The organism is Lentzea albidocapillata, assembly GCF_000719115.1.
Lineage (GTDB): Bacteria > Actinomycetota > Actinomycetes > Mycobacteriales > Pseudonocardiaceae > Lentzea > Lentzea albidocapillata.
Genome location: NZ_JOEA01000017.1, coordinates 104,157 through 119,810 on the forward strand (window position 1 = coordinate 104,157; position 15,654 = coordinate 119,810).

Here is a 15,654-nt window from a genome sequence, read left to right on the forward strand (position 1 = left end):
CAGTTCGAACGCATGAAAACCCCGGCCGACGGTATTTCGGCGGCCGTGGACAACCAGACTATCTCGTTCGCCCGGCTCCCACCGCGCCGCACGGCTGCTGGCAACATGGGTCGTGTGATCTCCGAATCGGTCAGCCGCCGCCGGGTGCTGTTCGCGGTGGCCGCCGCGCCGCTCACCGTCGCGTGCACCGCAGAACCTTCACCGCCACCGCCGCCGGACCCGCTCTCGGCCCTCGCGGCGCAGGCCCGTGCGGACGCCAGGCTGGCCCAGTCGCTGACGACGGTGCCCGCGGCCGCGGAGATCGCGAAAGCCCGTGAGACGCACGCCTCACTGCTGCAGGCCGAGGTCGACCGCGAACGCCCGCCGCAGTCGTCCACCGTGCCGCCCGCTCCCACCGCGCCGCCCACGCCGCCGGACCCGCTGGCCGCGTTGCGCACCGCGCTCGACGAGGCCGTCCGCGAGGCCTCGGCCACCGTCGCCTCGCTGCCCGCCTACCGCGCCGGTCTCGTCGGCTCGGTGGCCGCCGGCTGCGCCTCGCTGCGGGAGGTGCTCGCATGAGCGTGGAATCCGTGCAGACCGCGCTCGGCACCGAGCACGCGGCGTTGTGGACCTACGGCATGGTGTCGGCGTTCCTGGACGAGCAGGCCGCCGCCGTCGCGGAGGGTTCGAACCTGCACCGCGCGCGCCGGGACACGACGGAGCGGTGGCTGCGTGATCACGGCGCGACCCCGAACCCACCCGCCGCGGCCTACCTGCCGCCCGCGCCGGTGTCGGACGGGCCTTCCGCGCTCGCCGCGCTCGTGGCGGTCGAGCAGGACACCTGTGCCGCGTGGCGGGGTGTGCTGGAGCGGACCGACGACTCCGGGCTGCGGACGTCGGCGCTGGAGGCGCTGACGACGGCGGCGGTGCGGGCGACGCGGTGGCGCAAGGCCGCGGGGTCGGCACCGGCATCGATCACGATGCCGGGTGTCGCCTCGGGCTAGGGCCTAGTTGCCGAACGACGACGCGAGCCTGATCGCGTCGTTGGAGACCCTCTTCATGTCCTTGTTGTGCGCGAGCGCGTCGGCACCCCTGGTCGGCGAGTCGGACTCGACGATCACGACCAGCTCGTCACGTTGCTCGGAGGCGTATCCGCCGTTGGCCAGCGTGGTCAGCGGCGGGACGCTGATGGCCTTGTCCAGCACCAGGTCCTTGACGTTGCCGGTGCCGTCCTTCTGGGTGAGCTCCCGCAGTTGCCGCGCCTCGTCCGCCGTCTTCATCTTCACGACGGACACGGACGAGTACACGGTGCGGCCGTCCGGCAACTTGGCCGTGTAGAAGGCACGCGTCAGCTGCAGGCACGGCGTGGTCTTGAAGAACGCCTGCGTCTGGCTCGTCGCGTGGGCCGCGCAGTCGCTGTCCTTCACCGGGTCCGGCAACTCCGGCACGGTGGTGAACTCGAACTCCCCCGCTGTCTTCTGCGGCTGTGAGACCGGCTGGTCGACCGGGTTCGACGGCTGCAGCACCCACCACACGAACCCTGACACCACCGCGACGCCGACGAGCGCCAGCGCCTTGCCCACCCACGACTTGCGCTGGGGCGGAGGCGGTGGCGGGGACAGCTGCCCCTGACGGTTGTCCATGATCGACTGCAGCTTCATGAGCTCGTCGGCCGGGTACAACGGCGCGGTGTCGGTAGGCCTCGGTGGGAAGCGAGGCAGGTTCTGGGTCACCTCTTCAGGTGACTGGCGTGGTTCCGACACAAGGACCCACGGTAACGGACGGCAGTCACGCGAGCGCTTCGAGCACCCGGTCAACGTCCTCGATCGTGTTGTACATGTGACACGCATACCGCGTCCGACCTGCACGAACCGAAGATACGACCCCCTGAACGGGTGGCCTGGCGACTGAGACGATCGCCGAGCCGTTGGGCGGCAGACCCAAACCGGCAAGGAGGCGATCCGTCAGGCTCACGCAGTGCGCGCGGACTGCTTCGAGGTCCAAAGAGGCCACCCACGGGAGCGCAACCGCCGCACCGACGTGTGAGAACCACGTCGGCGAGAGGTCGAACCGCCGTGCGTCCGAACGGAGCACGAGGTCGGTGCCGTAGTTCGCGCCGGTGCTGTACCAGTTGGCCGCCAACGGCTTGAGGGACGCCATCCGGTCCGGGCGCACCGCCATCCAGGCCGCGCCACGCGGTGCCATCAGCCACTTGTAGGCCACGCCGACGACGAAATCGGCCCACGCCAACGACAACGGCCGCCACCCTGCGGCCTGCGACACGTCGAGCAGCACGGGTTTACCAGAAGCGCGCAACGCTTCGAGGTCCGCGATCTGGCCGTCCGCCGACTGGACCACGCTCATGGCGACGAGGTCGGCTTCCTCCACTGTGGACACGATCTGGTGGCCGGCCGCGACGAACGGCAGCGTGACGCTGGTGAAGTCGCCGGGATCGACGAAGACCTTCGAACCGGCCGGCAGGGACTGCGCGACCAGTGACACGAACTGCGAAACCGTTGCGCCGCAGGCGACCGAGGCCGAGGGCACCCCGACCAGCCGCCCGAACGCCTCGCGTGAGGTCTCTACGACCTCGTTGAACGTGGACGACGTGTCCTGGCCGCGCCGCCACCGTTCGTGCGAGGCCGCCACCGCGTCGGCGACGTGCCGGGGCGGCACACCGATGGACGCCGTGTTCAGGTAACCGGGCTCGACGTCGAAGACCGCTCCGAAGGCCTCACGCATGCGCGAGCTGCTTGTCGCGCTTGCGGCGCGCGTAGACCTGCTTCTTCACCCGTGCGATCACGGTCCCATCCTGCCCGACGACGTCCGTCTCGAACCAGATCAAGGCCTTCTCGCCGTCCCTGGTCTGGTCCAGGACCTCGGCGACGTGCTCGTCGGTCAGCCGGAACTCGGCGTGCACGGTGCCGCGGCCGGGCGCGACGAACTCGATCTCACCGGCCTGGTCCCACACCACGTGCTGGCCCTTGAGCTGGTTGAACAGCAGCAACACCCAGAACGGGTCGGTCATCGCGAAGAGCGATCCGCCGAAGTGGGTGCCGAAGAAGTTGCGATTCCACGGACGCAGGCGCATCCGCACCCGTGCGTACCGGTAGTCCGGCGAGATCTCCACGACGCGGATGCCGGCGAACAGGAACGGCGGCCACAGGTTCATCCCGAAGCGCAGGCGGCTTGCCTTCATACAAAACAGTGTTACACAACGTCCGCCAGACTGTCCGCAACTTCCTCCGGCGAGGGCGTGTGACGTATCTCCCGAGCTAGCTGACCAGCGGCTTCCCGGTAGGACGAGTCGCTGAACAGCCGTCGCACGCAGTCCGCGATCGGTCCGGCACTGAACGCGGCCGGCCGCAGCGCCGCACCGGCCGCGACGAGCGCGTCCGCGTTGCCGAACTGGTCCGCCCCCTGCGGCAGGACGACCTGGGGCACGCCGGCGACGAGCGCGCCCAGCATCGTGCCGCTGCCGCCGTGGTGAACGGCGACGTCCGCGTACCGGAGCACCTCCGCCTGCGGCAGCCACGGGTAGACCGTCACGTTCGGCGGCACGTGGTCGAGCGTGACGTGCGGCGCCGCCACGACCACTTGCACCTCGGGGATCTTGCCGAGCCCCACGACCGCCTCGGCGAGCAGTTCCCGCGTGCCGAACGCCGTGCCGAGCGTGAGGTAGACCAGCTTCCCGGCGGTACGCACCGGCACGTCACCGGGCGTCGAGAACGGCACCGCCCGCAACGGGATCCGCTCCTCCTCCAGGAAGTTCGCGTCCTGCAACGAGGGCGGGCAGATGTCGAGGTGCCGCCCGCCGGTGGGCCGCACGAGGCCGATCCCGGCGGGGAACATCCGCCCGAACCCGTGCCACAGCGCGGGAAACCCGCGGCGCCGGGCCTCCGAGACGACCTCGGGCACCGCCCACCCGCCGATCACGAGATCGGGCAGCAACCGCTCCAGCTCCTGCGCGATGTCCTCGGCGTAGATCTCGCCGAACACCAGACCCGGCCGGAACGGCCGCAGCCCGAGCTTCCCGAGCACCGGATGCATCTCCTCGCCGACGGCGAAGTGCACCTCGTGCCCGGCTTTGTGCATGGCCTGCGCCAACGGGATCAACGGGTACGTGTGACCGGCGGCGGCCATGCTGGCGAAGAGCACGCGCATGCCGTGACGATACTGAGTCCTCATGGGAACCAACCGCGAGAAGATGATCAACGGCGAGCCCTACCTGGCGGCGGACCCCGAACTGGACGCGGACCGGCGCCGCGCCTGGCGCGAGATGGCCCGGTTCAACGCGCACGACCCCGAGGACCTCGACGGGATGTACGGCATCCTCAAGGGGTTCGTGGCGGAGATCGGCGAGAACTCGACGTTCATGCAGCGACTGCAGATCGAGTACGGCTACAACACCCGCATCGGCGCGAACTGCTTCATGAACTACGACGGCATCATCCTCGACTGCGGCCCGGTGACCATCGGCGACAACGTGATGATGGGTCCGCGCGTGCAGCTGCTGACGGCGTTGCACCCCATCGAGGACCACGACGCGCGCATCGAGGGCTGGGAGACGACCGCACCGATCGTCATCGGGGACAAGGTGTGGTTCGGTGGCGGCGTGATCGTGTGCCCTGGCGTCACCATCGGCAACAACACGGTGGTCGGCGCGGGCAGTGTCGTGACGCGCGATCTGCCTGCTCACGTGCTTGCGGTCGGCAACCCCGCACGGGTGGTTCGTAAGATCTGAGGTCATGCGCAGCGAGGAGATCGAGATCCGCACCGGCTCCGACGAGGTCGTGTACGACCTCACGCGGGAGTGCCAGCGGTTTCTCGACAGTGAGACCGGCGACGGCCTGCTGCACGTGTGGGTGCCCCACGCGACGGCCGGTGTCGCCATCATCGAGACGGGCGCGGGCAGCGACGACGACCTGCTGACCGCGCTGGAGCGCATCCTGCCCCGCGACGTGAAGTGGCAGCACCGGCACGGCACTCCTGGCCACGGCCGTGACCACGTGATGCCCGCACTGGTGCCGCCCTACGCGACGATCCCCGTTCTAGGCGGGGTGCTGACGCTCGGCACTTGGCAGTCCATCTGCCTGGTCGACACCAACGTCGACAATCCCGTCCGCACGGTCCGCCTGAGCTTCCTTGCCGGCTAGCAGCAGGACGAGGCCGACGAGCGCGATCCCGCCGAACACCCACCACTCGGTGCTGATGGAGCCGTCGTACATGAGGCTGCGCAGTCCTTCCGTCGAGAACCGGAACGGCGTCCACGACCACAGAACCGCCTTGTAGACCGGGTTGAGCAGCTCGGGCACCTGGCCCGCGACCGCCGGTGCCATCAGGTAGAGGATGCCGAGGACGCCCATCGCGCGGATGCCGAGGTGCTTGAACAGCCCGGCCTGCAGGAGCGCGAACGACACGGCGACGGCGAGCATGAACGTGAGCGCCTGCGCGGTGAACGTGACGCCCCACCAGGCCAGCAGGCCCACGGTCGAGCCGGTGACGAGGACGGCGGCGGTCACCGCCGACAGCCACCTCAGCCTCCTGCCCTTCAGCACCACGAACAGCAGTCCGGCGATCATCCCGCCGACCCACAGCAGCGCGGACGCGGCGAGCGGCGCGGTGCGTTCGGCGGCGGTGGGGGTGGTGGCCTCGACCTTGACCGGCAGTCCGGCACCCTGCGCGATGCCGGTCAGCACCTGCTGGGCGACCTGCGTGCCGGACGGGTTGACCGCCGGGTTCAGCCGGATCGTCGCCTGGCCGGGCGCGACCTCCAGCACCCCGTAAACCTCCTTGTCCCGCAGGAGGTTCCGGGCCTCGTCCGCGGACACGACCCTGACGTCGATCTCGGCGGAGCCGGCTCTCGCGACGCGTTCCGCGATCGGCGGAGGCGCCACCACGGCGAGCGGAACGTCGTGCGGGTGCACGGTCGCCTGCACGCCGAACGTCAGCAATCCCAGCAGGAACGCAACCACAGCACCTGCGACGGCGGTGACCAGCACGGTGCGCATAATCGGACCCCTTAGTTCATCAAGCGTTGAATTTAACGGGAACGCTACGCCCCGTCCGTCACGGAAGTCAACGCGTGATGAATTGAATCGCTGTCAGACCCACCAGGTACCGTTTGCCCGTGACTTACCCAGGTGGCGGCGGACAGGGCGGCTGGAACGACCAGCAGGGCTGGGGCCAGCAGCAGGGTGACCCCCAGAGCGGTGGCTACCAGACCGGCGGGTACCCGCAGACCGGCGGTTTCCCGGACCAGGGCCAGTTCCCGCAGCAGGGCTACGGCGGGTACGGCGGCCTCGGCGTGTACGGCGGCTTCGACAACGAGCCGCCGAAGAAGAGCAAGAAGACCCTCTGGCTGGTGCTCGGCACCGTGGTCCTGGTGCTGCTCGTCGGCGGCGGCCTCACCTGGTTCCTGCTCTCGCGCTCGGACAACACGGCGACGAACGACCCGTCCCCGCCGCCCAGCACCTCCGCCCAGCCGACCGACGCCGCCTGCCCGAAGAACGAGGGCCAGCAGTGCGTCGAGACGGCGCTCGGCTTCAACTACGTGGTCCCGAAGAACTGGGACATCATCGCCGACGTCAAGATCCCGGTGGAGGCCATCGCGGGCATCTCGCTGTCCGGCATCACCACCTACGGCGACTACACCTGCGAGGGCAAGCCGTTCACCAAGGGCACCAACGGCGGCACGCTGCTCCCGAAGAGCGACATCAACACCGCGGCCACCGACTTCACCAAGGCCCTCGCCGCGCAGTACTACTCGTCGGGCGGCGACCCGAAGGTCACCACGACGCAGCCGAAGCCGGTGAAGATCCAGCACACCCAGAAGAACGGCCAGAAGGTCACCATCGACGGCGTGCAGGTGGACGCCACCGTCACGCAGACCGGCAACAAGTGCCTGGCGAGCAAGGGCATGCTCAAGGTCCTGGTGCTCAACGGCAGCAGCAAGCTGCACGTGTTCGCCGTCAACGGCGACCTGGAGGGAGGCGGTGGCGGCGCCACCCCGCCGCTGACCAAGGAGTCCGACCTGCAGAAGATGGTCGAGTCCCTGGTGCCGACCTCGTAGCACCTACCGCGCGCCACCGTCCGATGTGGACGGCGGCGGGCAACGAGTCCACTCCCCCGCGGACAGGCCGACCCCTCCCCGCTGAAACGCCGAACGCCGGGCCGCGCGCCCACTTCCAGCGCGCCACCCGGCGTTCAGTTCCTAGTTCTAGCTCGCGACGACCCGCACCAGGTGCTCGACGGCCTCGGCGACCGGCACCTCGACGCGCTCGCCGGAGCGGCGGTCCTTGACCTCGACCGTGCCGTCCTTCAGACCGCGGCCGATCACCAGGATCGTCGGGATGCCCACGAGTTCGGCGTCCGCGAACTTCACGCCGGGGCTCGCCTTGCGGTCGTCCAGCAGGACCTTGAGACCCTTGGCGCTGAGCTGCTTCGCGAAGTCCTCGCCGGCGCCCATGAGCGTCTCGTCCTTGCCGGCGACCACGACGTGGACGTCGGCGGGCGCGACGTTGCGGGGCCAGATCAGGCCTCGGTCGTCGTACGACTGCTCCGCGATGGCCGCGACGAGACGCGAGACGCCGACGCCGTACGAGCCCATGGTGATGCGGACGGGCTTGGAGTCCGGGCCGAGGGCGTCGAGCGAGAACGCGTCCGCGTACTTGCGGCCGAGCTGGAAGATGTGGCCGATCTCGATGCCGCGCGCGGCGACCAGCACGCCCTTGCCGTCCGGGGAGGCGTCACCCTCGCGGACCTCGGCGACGTCGATGACGCCGTCGGGGGTGAAGTCGCGGCCCGCCACGAGGTCGACGACGTGGTGGTCGGCCTTGTCTGCGCCGGTGACCCACGCGGTGCCCTTGACGATGCGGGGGTCGGCGAGGAAGCGGATGCCGTTGGCCTGGATCGCTCCCGGGCCGATGTAACCCTTGACCAGGAACGAGTTCTTGGCGAAGTCGGCCGCTTCCAGCATCGCGACCTCAGCCGGTTCGAGCGCTGCCTCGAGGCGCTTGAAGTCGACCTCGCGGTCACCGGGGACGGCCACCGCGAGCAGCTCCCAGTCCTTGCCGGGCTGCTTGACCTTCACCAGGACGTTCTTCAGCGTGTCGGCCGCGGTGAACTTGCGGTCGGTGTTGGCGTTGAGGAAGTCCACGAGCGTCTCGATGGTGGGCGTGTTCGGCGTGTGGTGCACCTGCGCGGCGGGCTTGTCGTCGATCGACTGCTCCGCGGGCACGGGCGTGGCGACGGCCTCGACGTTCGCCGCGTAACCAGACTCGGTGCTGCGCACGAACGTGTCCTCGCCCGTCTCGGCGACGGCGAGGAACTCCTCGGACGCCGAGCCGCCCATCGCGCCGGACGTGGCGGAGACGATCACGTACTCCAGGCCGAGCCGGTCGAAGATGCGGATGTAGGCGTCGCGGTGGTTCTGGTACGACTGGCTCAGGCCCTCGTCGGTGAGGTCGAACGAGTACGAGTCCTTCATCAGGAACTCGCGGCCGCGCAGGATGCCCGCACGGGGACGCGCCTCGTCGCGGTACTTGGTCTGGATCTGGTACAGCGTGACCGGGTAGTCCTTGTAGGAGCTGTACTCACCCTTCACGGTGAGCGTGAACATCTCCTCGTGCGTGGGGCCGAGGAGGTAGTCGGCGCCCTTGCGGTCCTTGAGGCGGAACAGGTTGGGGCCGTACTCCTCCCACCGGTTCGTCGCCTCGTAGGGCTCCTTGGGCAGCAGCGCGGGGAACTGGATCTCCTGCGCGCCGAAGGCGTCCATCTCCTCGCGGACGACGGCCTCGACGTTGCGCAGGACCTTGAGGCCCAGCGGCAGCCAGGTGTACCCGCCCGGAGCGACGCGGCGGACGTAGCCGGCGCGCACCAGCAGCTTGTGGCTGGGCACTTCGGCGTCCGCCGGATCCTCGCGAAGGGTGCGCAGGAACAGCGACGACATCCTGGTGATCACGGTGGGTACTCCTCGTTCACGGGCAGTTGTAGCAGCGTACTGGTTGGATGTTTCCCGAAATCGCGCGCGGTGCTCCGGTGTGGCTCTGACCTGCGGCGACCGGAATTGTCAGACCCCCTGAGTAGCGTCCGTTCCATGCCGCTGACCATTGACATGATCACGATCGACACGGGCGACGCACGCAAGCTCGCGGAGTTCTGGACGGCCGCCCTGGGCACAAAGATCCAGAACGACTGGGGTGAGTTCATCGTGCTCGCGCCGAACACCGAGTCCGGTCCGGCGCTCGGCATCCAGCAGGTGCCGGACGCGACGCCGGGCAAGAACAGAGTCCACTTCGACTCGCACGTGCCGGATCGCTTGGCAGAGGTGGCCCGCCTGGTCGAGCTCGGCGCCACGGAGGTCGGGGTGCACAACGTCCCCGGTCTCGTGTGGTCGGTGCTCGCCGACCCGGACGGCAACCAGTTCTGCGTCGGCCAGGCGGGCGAGGAGCTCTAGAACTCTTCCAGCCGCCCGTAGTCGATCCAGGTCCGCACCACCTCGAACCCGGCGCGCTCGTACACGCCGAGCGCACGGGTCGAGTTGGCCGAGTCCACGGAGAGTCCCGCGCGGTGGTAGCCCTTCGCCCTGCCCTGAGCCAGCGTCCAGCTCAGCAGGGCGGAGGCCACGCCATGCCCGCGGTGCTCCTCCAGGGTGCCGACATCACCGATCCACAGCTCGCGGACACCGGTCATCTCCTCGACGACCGGGTAGTGCCTCGCGAGCACGAACCCGGCCACCGCGTCGTCCGAGAGTGCCAGGAAGGAGGATTCCGGAACGAACCGCTTGCTGTCGGTGAACGACGCCGCCCATTCCTCGGGGCTGCGCTCGACCGACCCCCAGTGCTGCGCGAACGCCGCGTTGCAGACCAGGCGGACCTCTTCGTCACGGACCGCGGAGAACGGCACGATCTCGTAGCCGGGCGGGATCGGGACCTGGGCGAGTGTCTCGCCCAGTGCCACCTCCAGCTCGTAGAAGTGGCGGTCCGCGCCGAACCCGAGTTTCTCGGCCAGCGCGATGTGCCCTTCGGACCGGCTCTCGACCATGGTGCACACGGCGAGCGGCAGGTCCGCGTGCCGTGCGACGTGGAGGTCGCGTGCGAGTTCGGCGAGGCGGGGCAGGAGCTGCAGCCCGATGCCCGCACGCCGGTACTCGGGGTGCACCATCCCGTCGAGCCGGACGCGATGTGTGCCCACGGGGTTGTCGCGCAACACGACCAGCCCGTAAGCCGCGAGCCGTCCGTCCGCGAACACGGCCAGCGACCCACCCGGCAGGTCGGCCTCGCCGAACGACTGGGCGAAGTCCTCTTCGGACAACAGTTCGCCGGTGTCGTCGACCGCCTCGGCCGCGTTGCAGAGCGCGGCCACCGCCGGGATGTCCGCTGTCGTGAGCGGGCGCCACACGAGTTCCACGCCGACCGACGCTACGGAAGGGAGATAGCCCCAACAACCGAATAACGCCTTGCCCGAGACGTGCCACCAGAGCCATCCTGCGAGCGATGACAACTCCAGAGATCGCACCGCTGCATGAGGACCTGACGTTCCACGGACCCCTGTCCGAGGAACGAGCCGCCCGCCTTATCCGCTCGCTTATGCCACTGGACGACGCCCACGTGCTCGACCTCGGCTGCGGCTGGGCGGAGTTCCTCCTGCGCACCCTGGAAGCCGCCCCCACGGCCACCGGCACCGGGGTGGACAGGAGCGCGACGGACATCGCGCGTGCCCAAGCCAACGCCGACACCCGAGGCCTGAGCGAACGCGTCAGCCTCCAGGTGGCCGATGTCGCCGAGTGGCACCCGGCCAGGGCGGCCGACGTGGTCATCGTCAACGGCGCCAGCCAGGTGTGGGGCGGAGACCCGTTGCAGCACACGGCGAACGCACTCACCGAAGCCAGGAAGCTGCTCGCTCCCCGCGGCCGGCTCCTGCTCGGCGAGGGCTTCTGGGAACGCGAACCCACCGAGGCCCAACTGGCCGCGATGCCGGTTCCGCGAGACCAGTACAGCTCGCTGGCCGACCTCGTGGACCTGGCCCACAGCCACGGCTACCGCATGCTCGCCGTCGAACAGGCGAGCCTCGACGAGTGGGACGTGTTCCAGAACGGCCACGGCCTCGCCTGGGAACGCTGGCTGCGCGACAACCCGGACTCCGAGCACGTCGCGGAGATCAGGGCCAAGGCCGACAACGCCCGCAACTACCGCCTGCGCGGATGGCGCGACACGATGGGCTTGGCCTACCTGACGTTGCAGGCGCCCTAGGGACCGCGGTCAGGGCGACGCGGGCGTTGCACGACACAACAGCTTCGGCTGGTGCGCCAGAATTCCCGGCTCACAGACCTTTCGGTGACCCGCCGATGTGGCACCCCAACACACCACGCCCACGACCGCGCCGTACTCAGGACGCAGCCGGGTGGCGAGCGAGCGACGCAGACGGCCGAGTCCTTCCCTGCCGCTCCGACGACCACGCAGGTCCAGCGGTTTTCCGCCGCTGCCCTACCCTTTGACCCGTGCTGGTGCTGCTTCCCCCGTCGGAGACCAAGGCGATCGGCGGCGAGGGCGCGCCGCTCGACCTCGACGCGCTGTCGTTCCCCGAGCTCAACCCCGTGCGCGACAAGCTGGTGTCCGCGCTGGCCGATCTCGCGAAGGACGTCCCGGCAAGTCTCAAGGCGCTCGACATCTCCGAACGCCAGGTAGACGAGGTGCACCGCAACGCGTCGCTGCGCACGTCCGAGACCACACCCGCGCTGCTGCGCTACACCGGCGTGCTCTACGACAACCTCGACTTCCCGTCGCTCAGGAAGGCCGAGAAAGAACGCGCCTACGAGCGGCTCGCGGTCGCTTCGGCGCTGTTCGGGGCGGTCCGCGGCGGCGACCCGGTGCCGGCGTACCGGTTGTCCGGCGGCAGCACGCTCCCGTCCCACGGCAGCCTGCGCACGGTATGGAAGTCCGTGCTGGAGCCGGTGTTCGAGGAGGCCGACGAGTTCGTCGTCGACCTGCGTTCCGGCGCGTACTCGAGCCTCGCGCGGATCCCGCACGCCGTCGTCGTCCGGGTGGTCACGAACGAGGGCAAGATCGTCAGCCACTTCAACAAGGCGCACAAGGGTCTGCTCGCGCGGGCCATCGCGAAGTCCAGCGCGGAGCCCGCGGACCTGAAAGGCCTGGTCAAGCTCGCGCGGAAGGCCGGGCTCACGATGGTGCCGACCAGTCCGAAGACCGCGGACCTGATCACCGGTTAATTCGGTTGCGCGCACCGAACGCGCGCGGCAAGCTTCTCCCTGAAGCGTGACAACGGAGCTGGATCGAGGAGGTGCGAAATGTCAGAGCCTGTCTTTGGGCGTGGCACCGCACTCGCGACCCGTCCAGCCGTCCCTCGCGCCTGATCAGCACCGTTTGATCGCAGAGCGCCAGTGGGGCGGTCACCTTCATCACCCGGGAGACCCCACCGTGCGCGAGCACGATCTTTTCGAACGCTACGAATCTGCTTTCGATGGCGCCGACGACACCATGCGGCGCAAGGGAAAGCGCACCAACCGCAAGGCCGACGACGCGGAACCCACGCGTCGCGGCCGAATGACCGAAGAAGAGAAGCTGCGCGTCGCACGAGTGCGCGAGGACCAGCTCAGTTCGGCGGACACCCCCGAGGACGGCGACCGCTGGTCCACGTGGGGCGATGCCGATCAGGGTCCGAAACCGCACCCGGACTGGCTCATCACCGAACTGGCCGCGGTCGACCGCGAGCTGGGCATCGTGAAGACCGGCAAGGAGGCGGACGTCTTCCTGCTGGAACGCGCGATGGGCGACAGGTCGTGCCTGCTCGCCGCCAAGCGCTACCGCAGCAACGACCACCGGATGTTCCACCGCGACGCGGGGTACCTCGAGGGTCGTCGCATGAAGAAGTCCCGTGAGACGCGGGCGATCGCGAACCGCACCGCGTTCGGGCGCAACCTGATCGCGGAACAGTGGACGGTCGCGGAGTTCGCCGCGCTCTCCAAGCTGTGGCAGATCGGCGCTCCGGTGCCGTATCCGGTGCAGCGCAGCGGCACCGAGCTGCTGCTGGAGTTCATCGGGGACGCCGAGGGCAACGCGGCACCGCGGCTCGCGCAGACCCGTCCCGACGAGGACGAGCTGCTCGACCTGTGGCGCCAGCTGGTCGCGACGCTGATGACGCTCGCCGAGGCGGGCATCACGCACGGCGACCTCTCGGCGTACAACCTGATGGTGCACGACGGCAGGCTGGTCGTGATCGACCTGCCGCAGGTGGTCGACCTCGTCGCGAACCCCCGCGGTATCGAGTTCCTCGACCGCGACGTCCGCAACATCTGCGGCTGGTTCGCCTCGCGCGGCCTGCCGCCGGAGATCGGCGACCCGTCCGCGCTGGTGGCGACGCTGCTGGAGGTGGCGGGCATGGGGTGACCCATCGTCGCGCGCCCGGTGGTGTCCAACGACACTGCCGGGCGCGCGAGGCGTCGCCATTGATCAGCTAGACTGTGCTGTACACCGATGAAGGCTTGACGGCCGTTGACCGGTGTTTCCACCCACTCATCAGCGGCGTGACCATCACGCCGGGCCCGTCCTTGTGATCGGCACCGCGGTAGCTCGCGGGGCAGCCTCGAGACGTGCCATGTCCCGGAGGTTTGTTTTGCCATCAATGTCCGAAGGTCGTTCCGAGCATGGGCAAAGCCGCAGGTCACCGCGGCGCCGCTCGGGTCGCCAGGGCAATTCCTCGCGTCCGCAGCAGCGGGTCGAGGAACCGATCGTCGCCGAGCCGTTCGAGAGCACGCTGCCGGAAGGCCCGTTGCCCTCGTTCGCTGAACTCGGCCTTGCCGACGCGCTCATCAAGTCGCTCGTCGCCAACGAAATCACCGAGCCGTTCCCGATCCAGGCGGCCACCCTTCCCGACGCCATGGCCGGCCGCGACATCCTCGGCCGAGGCCAGACCGGCTCCGGCAAGACGCTGGCGTTCGGCCTCGCGATGCTGACCCGCCTCGCGAGCGGCCGTTCCCTGCCGAACAAGCCGCGCGGCCTGATCCTCGTCCCGACCCGCGAGCTCGCGATGCAGGTGGAGACGGCGCTCACGCCGCACGCCCGCTCGCTGGGCCTGTGGTGCCGCGTCATCGTCGGCGGCACGTCGTTCCCGCGCCAGATCGAACACCTGCGCCGCGGCGTCGACCTGCTGATCGCGACGCCGGGCCGCCTGTCCGACCACGTCCGCCAGGGCACGTGCGACCTCGGCTTCGTCGAGATCACCGCGCTGGACGAGGCCGACCAGATGGCCGACATGGGCTTCATGCCCCAGGTCCGGGCGATCCTCGACCTGACCCCGCAGGACGGCCAGCGGCTGCTGTTCTCCGCGACGCTCGACGGCGACGTGGACAAGCTGGTCCGCCAGTACCTGCACTCCCCGGTGACGCACTCGGTGGCCCCGGCCACCGCGAGCGTCACGACGATGGAGCACCACCTGCTGCTCGTGTCCGCAGAGGACAAGCAGAACGTGGTGAACGAGGTGGCCGCGCGCGAGGGCCGCACGATCATGTTCGTGCGCACCAAGCACCACGTGGACCGCCTGGCCAAGAAGCTGCGTTCGATGGGCGTCAACGCCGGAGCGCTGCACGGCGGCAAGGCGCAGAGCGCGCGCACCCGCGTGCTCGGCGAGTTCCGCGAGGGCACCATGCCGGTCCTGGTCGCCACCGACGTCGCCGCTCGCGGCATCCACGTCGACGACGTGTCACTGGTCGTGCACGTCGACCCGCCGGCCGACCCGAAGGACTACCTGCACCGCGCCGGCCGCACGGCCCGCGCCGGTCAGTCCGGCACGGTCGTCACGCTGGTCACGCACGACCAGCGCCGCGCAGTCCAGGGCATGGCCGCACGTGCGGGCATCCGTCCGGAGAGCACGAAGGTGCGCCCCGGCGACGACGACCTGGCCCGCATCACCGGCGCACGCACGCCGTCCGGCGAGCCGATCATCGAACGCGAGAAGCCGGCCCGCCGCAGCGGTGGCTCCGGCCGACGCTTCGGCGCTCCGGCCGCTGGTGGCGCCGCCCGCGGTGGCTCCGGCCGCCGCACCGAGGGCGGCGAGTTCCGCAGTGGACCGCGCCGTTCGGAGCGGACCGAGGGTGGTCGCGCGTTCGGGCGGACCGAGCGCGGCGCGGGTCGTCCGCGCCGGGCAGCGCCGCAGCACTGAGCTTGATCTGATCAACGGTTGAGGCCGCTTCCCTTTGGGAGGCGGCCTTTGCCGTGCGCGGGGGCGAGTCGCCTGCGGAGAGGTGAGCGGTGCCTGACTTGATGAGGGTCGACGGCGCTTCTCGCGTTGGCGAGGCGACCTTTGCCGTGTGCGAGGGCGAGTCGCCCGCAGACTGGTGAACGACGACAGCTGTCTCGATCTACGACGCAGGTCGCCTCCCGCGTTGGGACGGCTTCAACCATCCACGAGACCGAAGTCGGCCGCGGACAAGCGATCGGCGACAGCTGTCTCGATCTACGACGCAGCTCGTCTCCCGCGTTGCGGCGGCTTCAGCCATCCACGAGACCGAAATCGACCGCAGACAAGCGATCGGCAACAGCTGCCTCGATCTACAACGAAGATCGCCTCCCACCTTGGAGGGCTTCGCGCCGTTCACGAGGCCGAAGTCGGCCGCAGGCAGGCAAACGACGCCTCCACGGCGGCGGCTGTCCTGACCGA

17 protein-coding genes are annotated in these 15,654 nt (G+C 69.5%); 10 read left to right on the forward strand and 7 right to left on the reverse strand.

Going from position 1 to position 15,654, the window contains the following annotated elements; all coding sequences use genetic code 11:
• The first annotated feature begins 45 nt into the window (after positions 1-45).
• Together IG04_RS45560 and IG04_RS45565 are read left to right on the forward strand one after the other, a co-directional pair.
• Complete coding sequence (locus IG04_RS45560) at positions 46-558, forward strand: hypothetical protein (RefSeq protein WP_245816262.1); 513 nt, start codon at positions 46-48, stop codon at positions 556-558.
• Complete coding sequence (locus IG04_RS45565) at positions 555-983, forward strand: ferritin-like domain-containing protein (RefSeq protein WP_036015993.1); 429 nt, start codon at positions 555-557, stop codon at positions 981-983. Before IG04_RS45560 ends, IG04_RS45565 begins: the two co-directional genes overlap by 4 nt.
• 3 nt (positions 984-986) lie before the next feature.
• On the opposite strand, the gene IG04_RS44290 is transcribed toward IG04_RS45565, so the two are convergent.
• From IG04_RS44290 to IG04_RS0127175, 4 genes are read right to left on the reverse strand one after another with little or no spacing between them, the layout of a single operon-like run.
• The gene (locus tag IG04_RS44290) at positions 987-1,712 is read right to left on the reverse strand and encodes a hypothetical protein (protein WP_051770767.1); all 726 of its coding nucleotides are present in this window, start codon (positions 1,710-1,712) and stop codon (positions 987-989) included.
• Between the two features lie 55 nt (positions 1,713-1,767).
• Positions 1,768-2,721, reverse strand: a complete 954-nt coding sequence (locus IG04_RS0127165) for an aminotransferase class V-fold PLP-dependent enzyme (RefSeq protein ID WP_030479559.1) — start codon at positions 2,719-2,721, stop codon at positions 1,768-1,770.
• Positions 2,714-3,178: a DUF4442 domain-containing protein gene (locus tag IG04_RS0127170; RefSeq protein ID WP_030479560.1), complete on the reverse strand. Its 465-nt coding sequence runs from the start codon at positions 3,176-3,178 to the stop codon at positions 2,714-2,716. Before IG04_RS0127170 ends, IG04_RS0127165 begins: the two co-directional genes overlap by 8 nt.
• A gap of 11 nt (positions 3,179-3,189) precedes the next feature.
• Positions 3,190-4,143 (reverse strand): glycosyltransferase, encoded by a 954-nt coding sequence (locus tag IG04_RS0127175; RefSeq protein ID WP_030479561.1) that lies wholly within the window; start codon positions 4,141-4,143, stop codon positions 3,190-3,192.
• Positions 4,144-4,165: 22 nt separating this feature from the next.
• On the opposite strand from IG04_RS0127175, the gene IG04_RS0127180 reads away from it, so the two are divergent.
• The gene (locus IG04_RS0127180) at positions 4,166-4,723 is read left to right on the forward strand and encodes a sugar O-acetyltransferase (RefSeq protein WP_030479562.1); all 558 of its coding nucleotides are present in this window, start codon (positions 4,166-4,168) and stop codon (positions 4,721-4,723) included.
• 4 nt (positions 4,724-4,727) lie between these two features.
• Positions 4,728-5,135: a YjbQ family protein gene (locus IG04_RS0127185; protein WP_030479563.1), complete on the forward strand. Its 408-nt coding sequence runs from the start codon at positions 4,728-4,730 to the stop codon at positions 5,133-5,135.
• Here the strand turns inward: IG04_RS0127185 and IG04_RS0127190 are convergent.
• A complete protein-coding gene (locus IG04_RS0127190) occupies positions 5,031-5,990 on the reverse strand; it encodes a YhgE/Pip domain-containing protein (protein ID WP_036015995.1) in 960 nt (319 codons plus the stop codon). The two genes, IG04_RS0127185 and IG04_RS0127190, sit on opposite strands and share 105 nt — an antisense overlap.
• 119 nt (positions 5,991-6,109) lie before the next feature.
• On the opposite strand from IG04_RS0127190, the gene IG04_RS0127195 reads away from it, so the two are divergent.
• Entirely contained in the window at positions 6,110-7,051 is a 942-nt protein-coding gene (locus tag IG04_RS0127195) for a DUF8017 domain-containing protein (RefSeq protein ID WP_030479565.1), read from the forward strand.
• Positions 7,052-7,198: 147 nt separating this feature from the next.
• Here the strand turns inward: IG04_RS0127195 and IG04_RS0127200 are convergent, their stop codons facing one another.
• The gene (locus IG04_RS0127200; RefSeq protein ID WP_030479566.1) at positions 7,199-8,941 is read right to left on the reverse strand and encodes a proline--tRNA ligase; all 1,743 of its coding nucleotides are present in this window, start codon (positions 8,939-8,941) and stop codon (positions 7,199-7,201) included.
• A gap of 135 nt (positions 8,942-9,076) precedes the next feature.
• On the opposite strand from IG04_RS0127200, the gene IG04_RS0127205 reads away from it, so the two are divergent.
• The gene (locus IG04_RS0127205) at positions 9,077-9,436 is read left to right on the forward strand and encodes a VOC family protein (protein ID WP_030479567.1); all 360 of its coding nucleotides are present in this window, start codon (positions 9,077-9,079) and stop codon (positions 9,434-9,436) included.
• On the opposite strand, the gene IG04_RS0127210 is transcribed toward IG04_RS0127205, so the two are convergent.
• Positions 9,433-10,389 carry a GNAT family N-acetyltransferase gene (locus IG04_RS0127210; RefSeq protein ID WP_051770769.1) on the reverse strand — a complete coding sequence of 319 codons (957 nt, stop codon included), beginning with the start codon at positions 10,387-10,389 and terminating at the stop codon, positions 9,433-9,435. The two genes, IG04_RS0127205 and IG04_RS0127210, sit on opposite strands and share 4 nt — an antisense overlap.
• Before the next feature lie 86 nt (positions 10,390-10,475).
• Here IG04_RS0127210 and IG04_RS0127215 point away from each other — a divergent pair, with 86 nt between their 5' ends.
• The 4 genes from IG04_RS0127215 (at position 10,476) to IG04_RS0127230 (ending at position 15,156) form a co-directional block, all read left to right on the forward strand.
• Positions 10,476-11,231: an SAM-dependent methyltransferase gene (locus IG04_RS0127215; protein ID WP_030479569.1), complete on the forward strand. Its 756-nt coding sequence runs from the start codon at positions 10,476-10,478 to the stop codon at positions 11,229-11,231.
• 248 nt (positions 11,232-11,479) lie between these two features.
• Positions 11,480-12,208 (forward strand): peroxide stress protein YaaA, encoded by a 729-nt coding sequence (gene yaaA, locus IG04_RS0127220; RefSeq protein WP_030479570.1) that lies wholly within the window; start codon positions 11,480-11,482, stop codon positions 12,206-12,208.
• Positions 12,209-12,416: 208 nt separating this feature from the next.
• On the forward strand, positions 12,417-13,385 hold the full coding sequence (locus tag IG04_RS0127225) for a serine protein kinase RIO (protein WP_030479571.1): 969 nt from the start codon (positions 12,417-12,419) through the stop codon (positions 13,383-13,385).
• A gap of 235 nt (positions 13,386-13,620) precedes the next feature.
• Positions 13,621-15,156 (forward strand): DEAD/DEAH box helicase, encoded by a 1,536-nt coding sequence (locus IG04_RS0127230; RefSeq protein WP_084401405.1) that lies wholly within the window; start codon positions 13,621-13,623, stop codon positions 15,154-15,156.
• Positions 15,157-15,654: the final 498 nt, after the last annotated feature.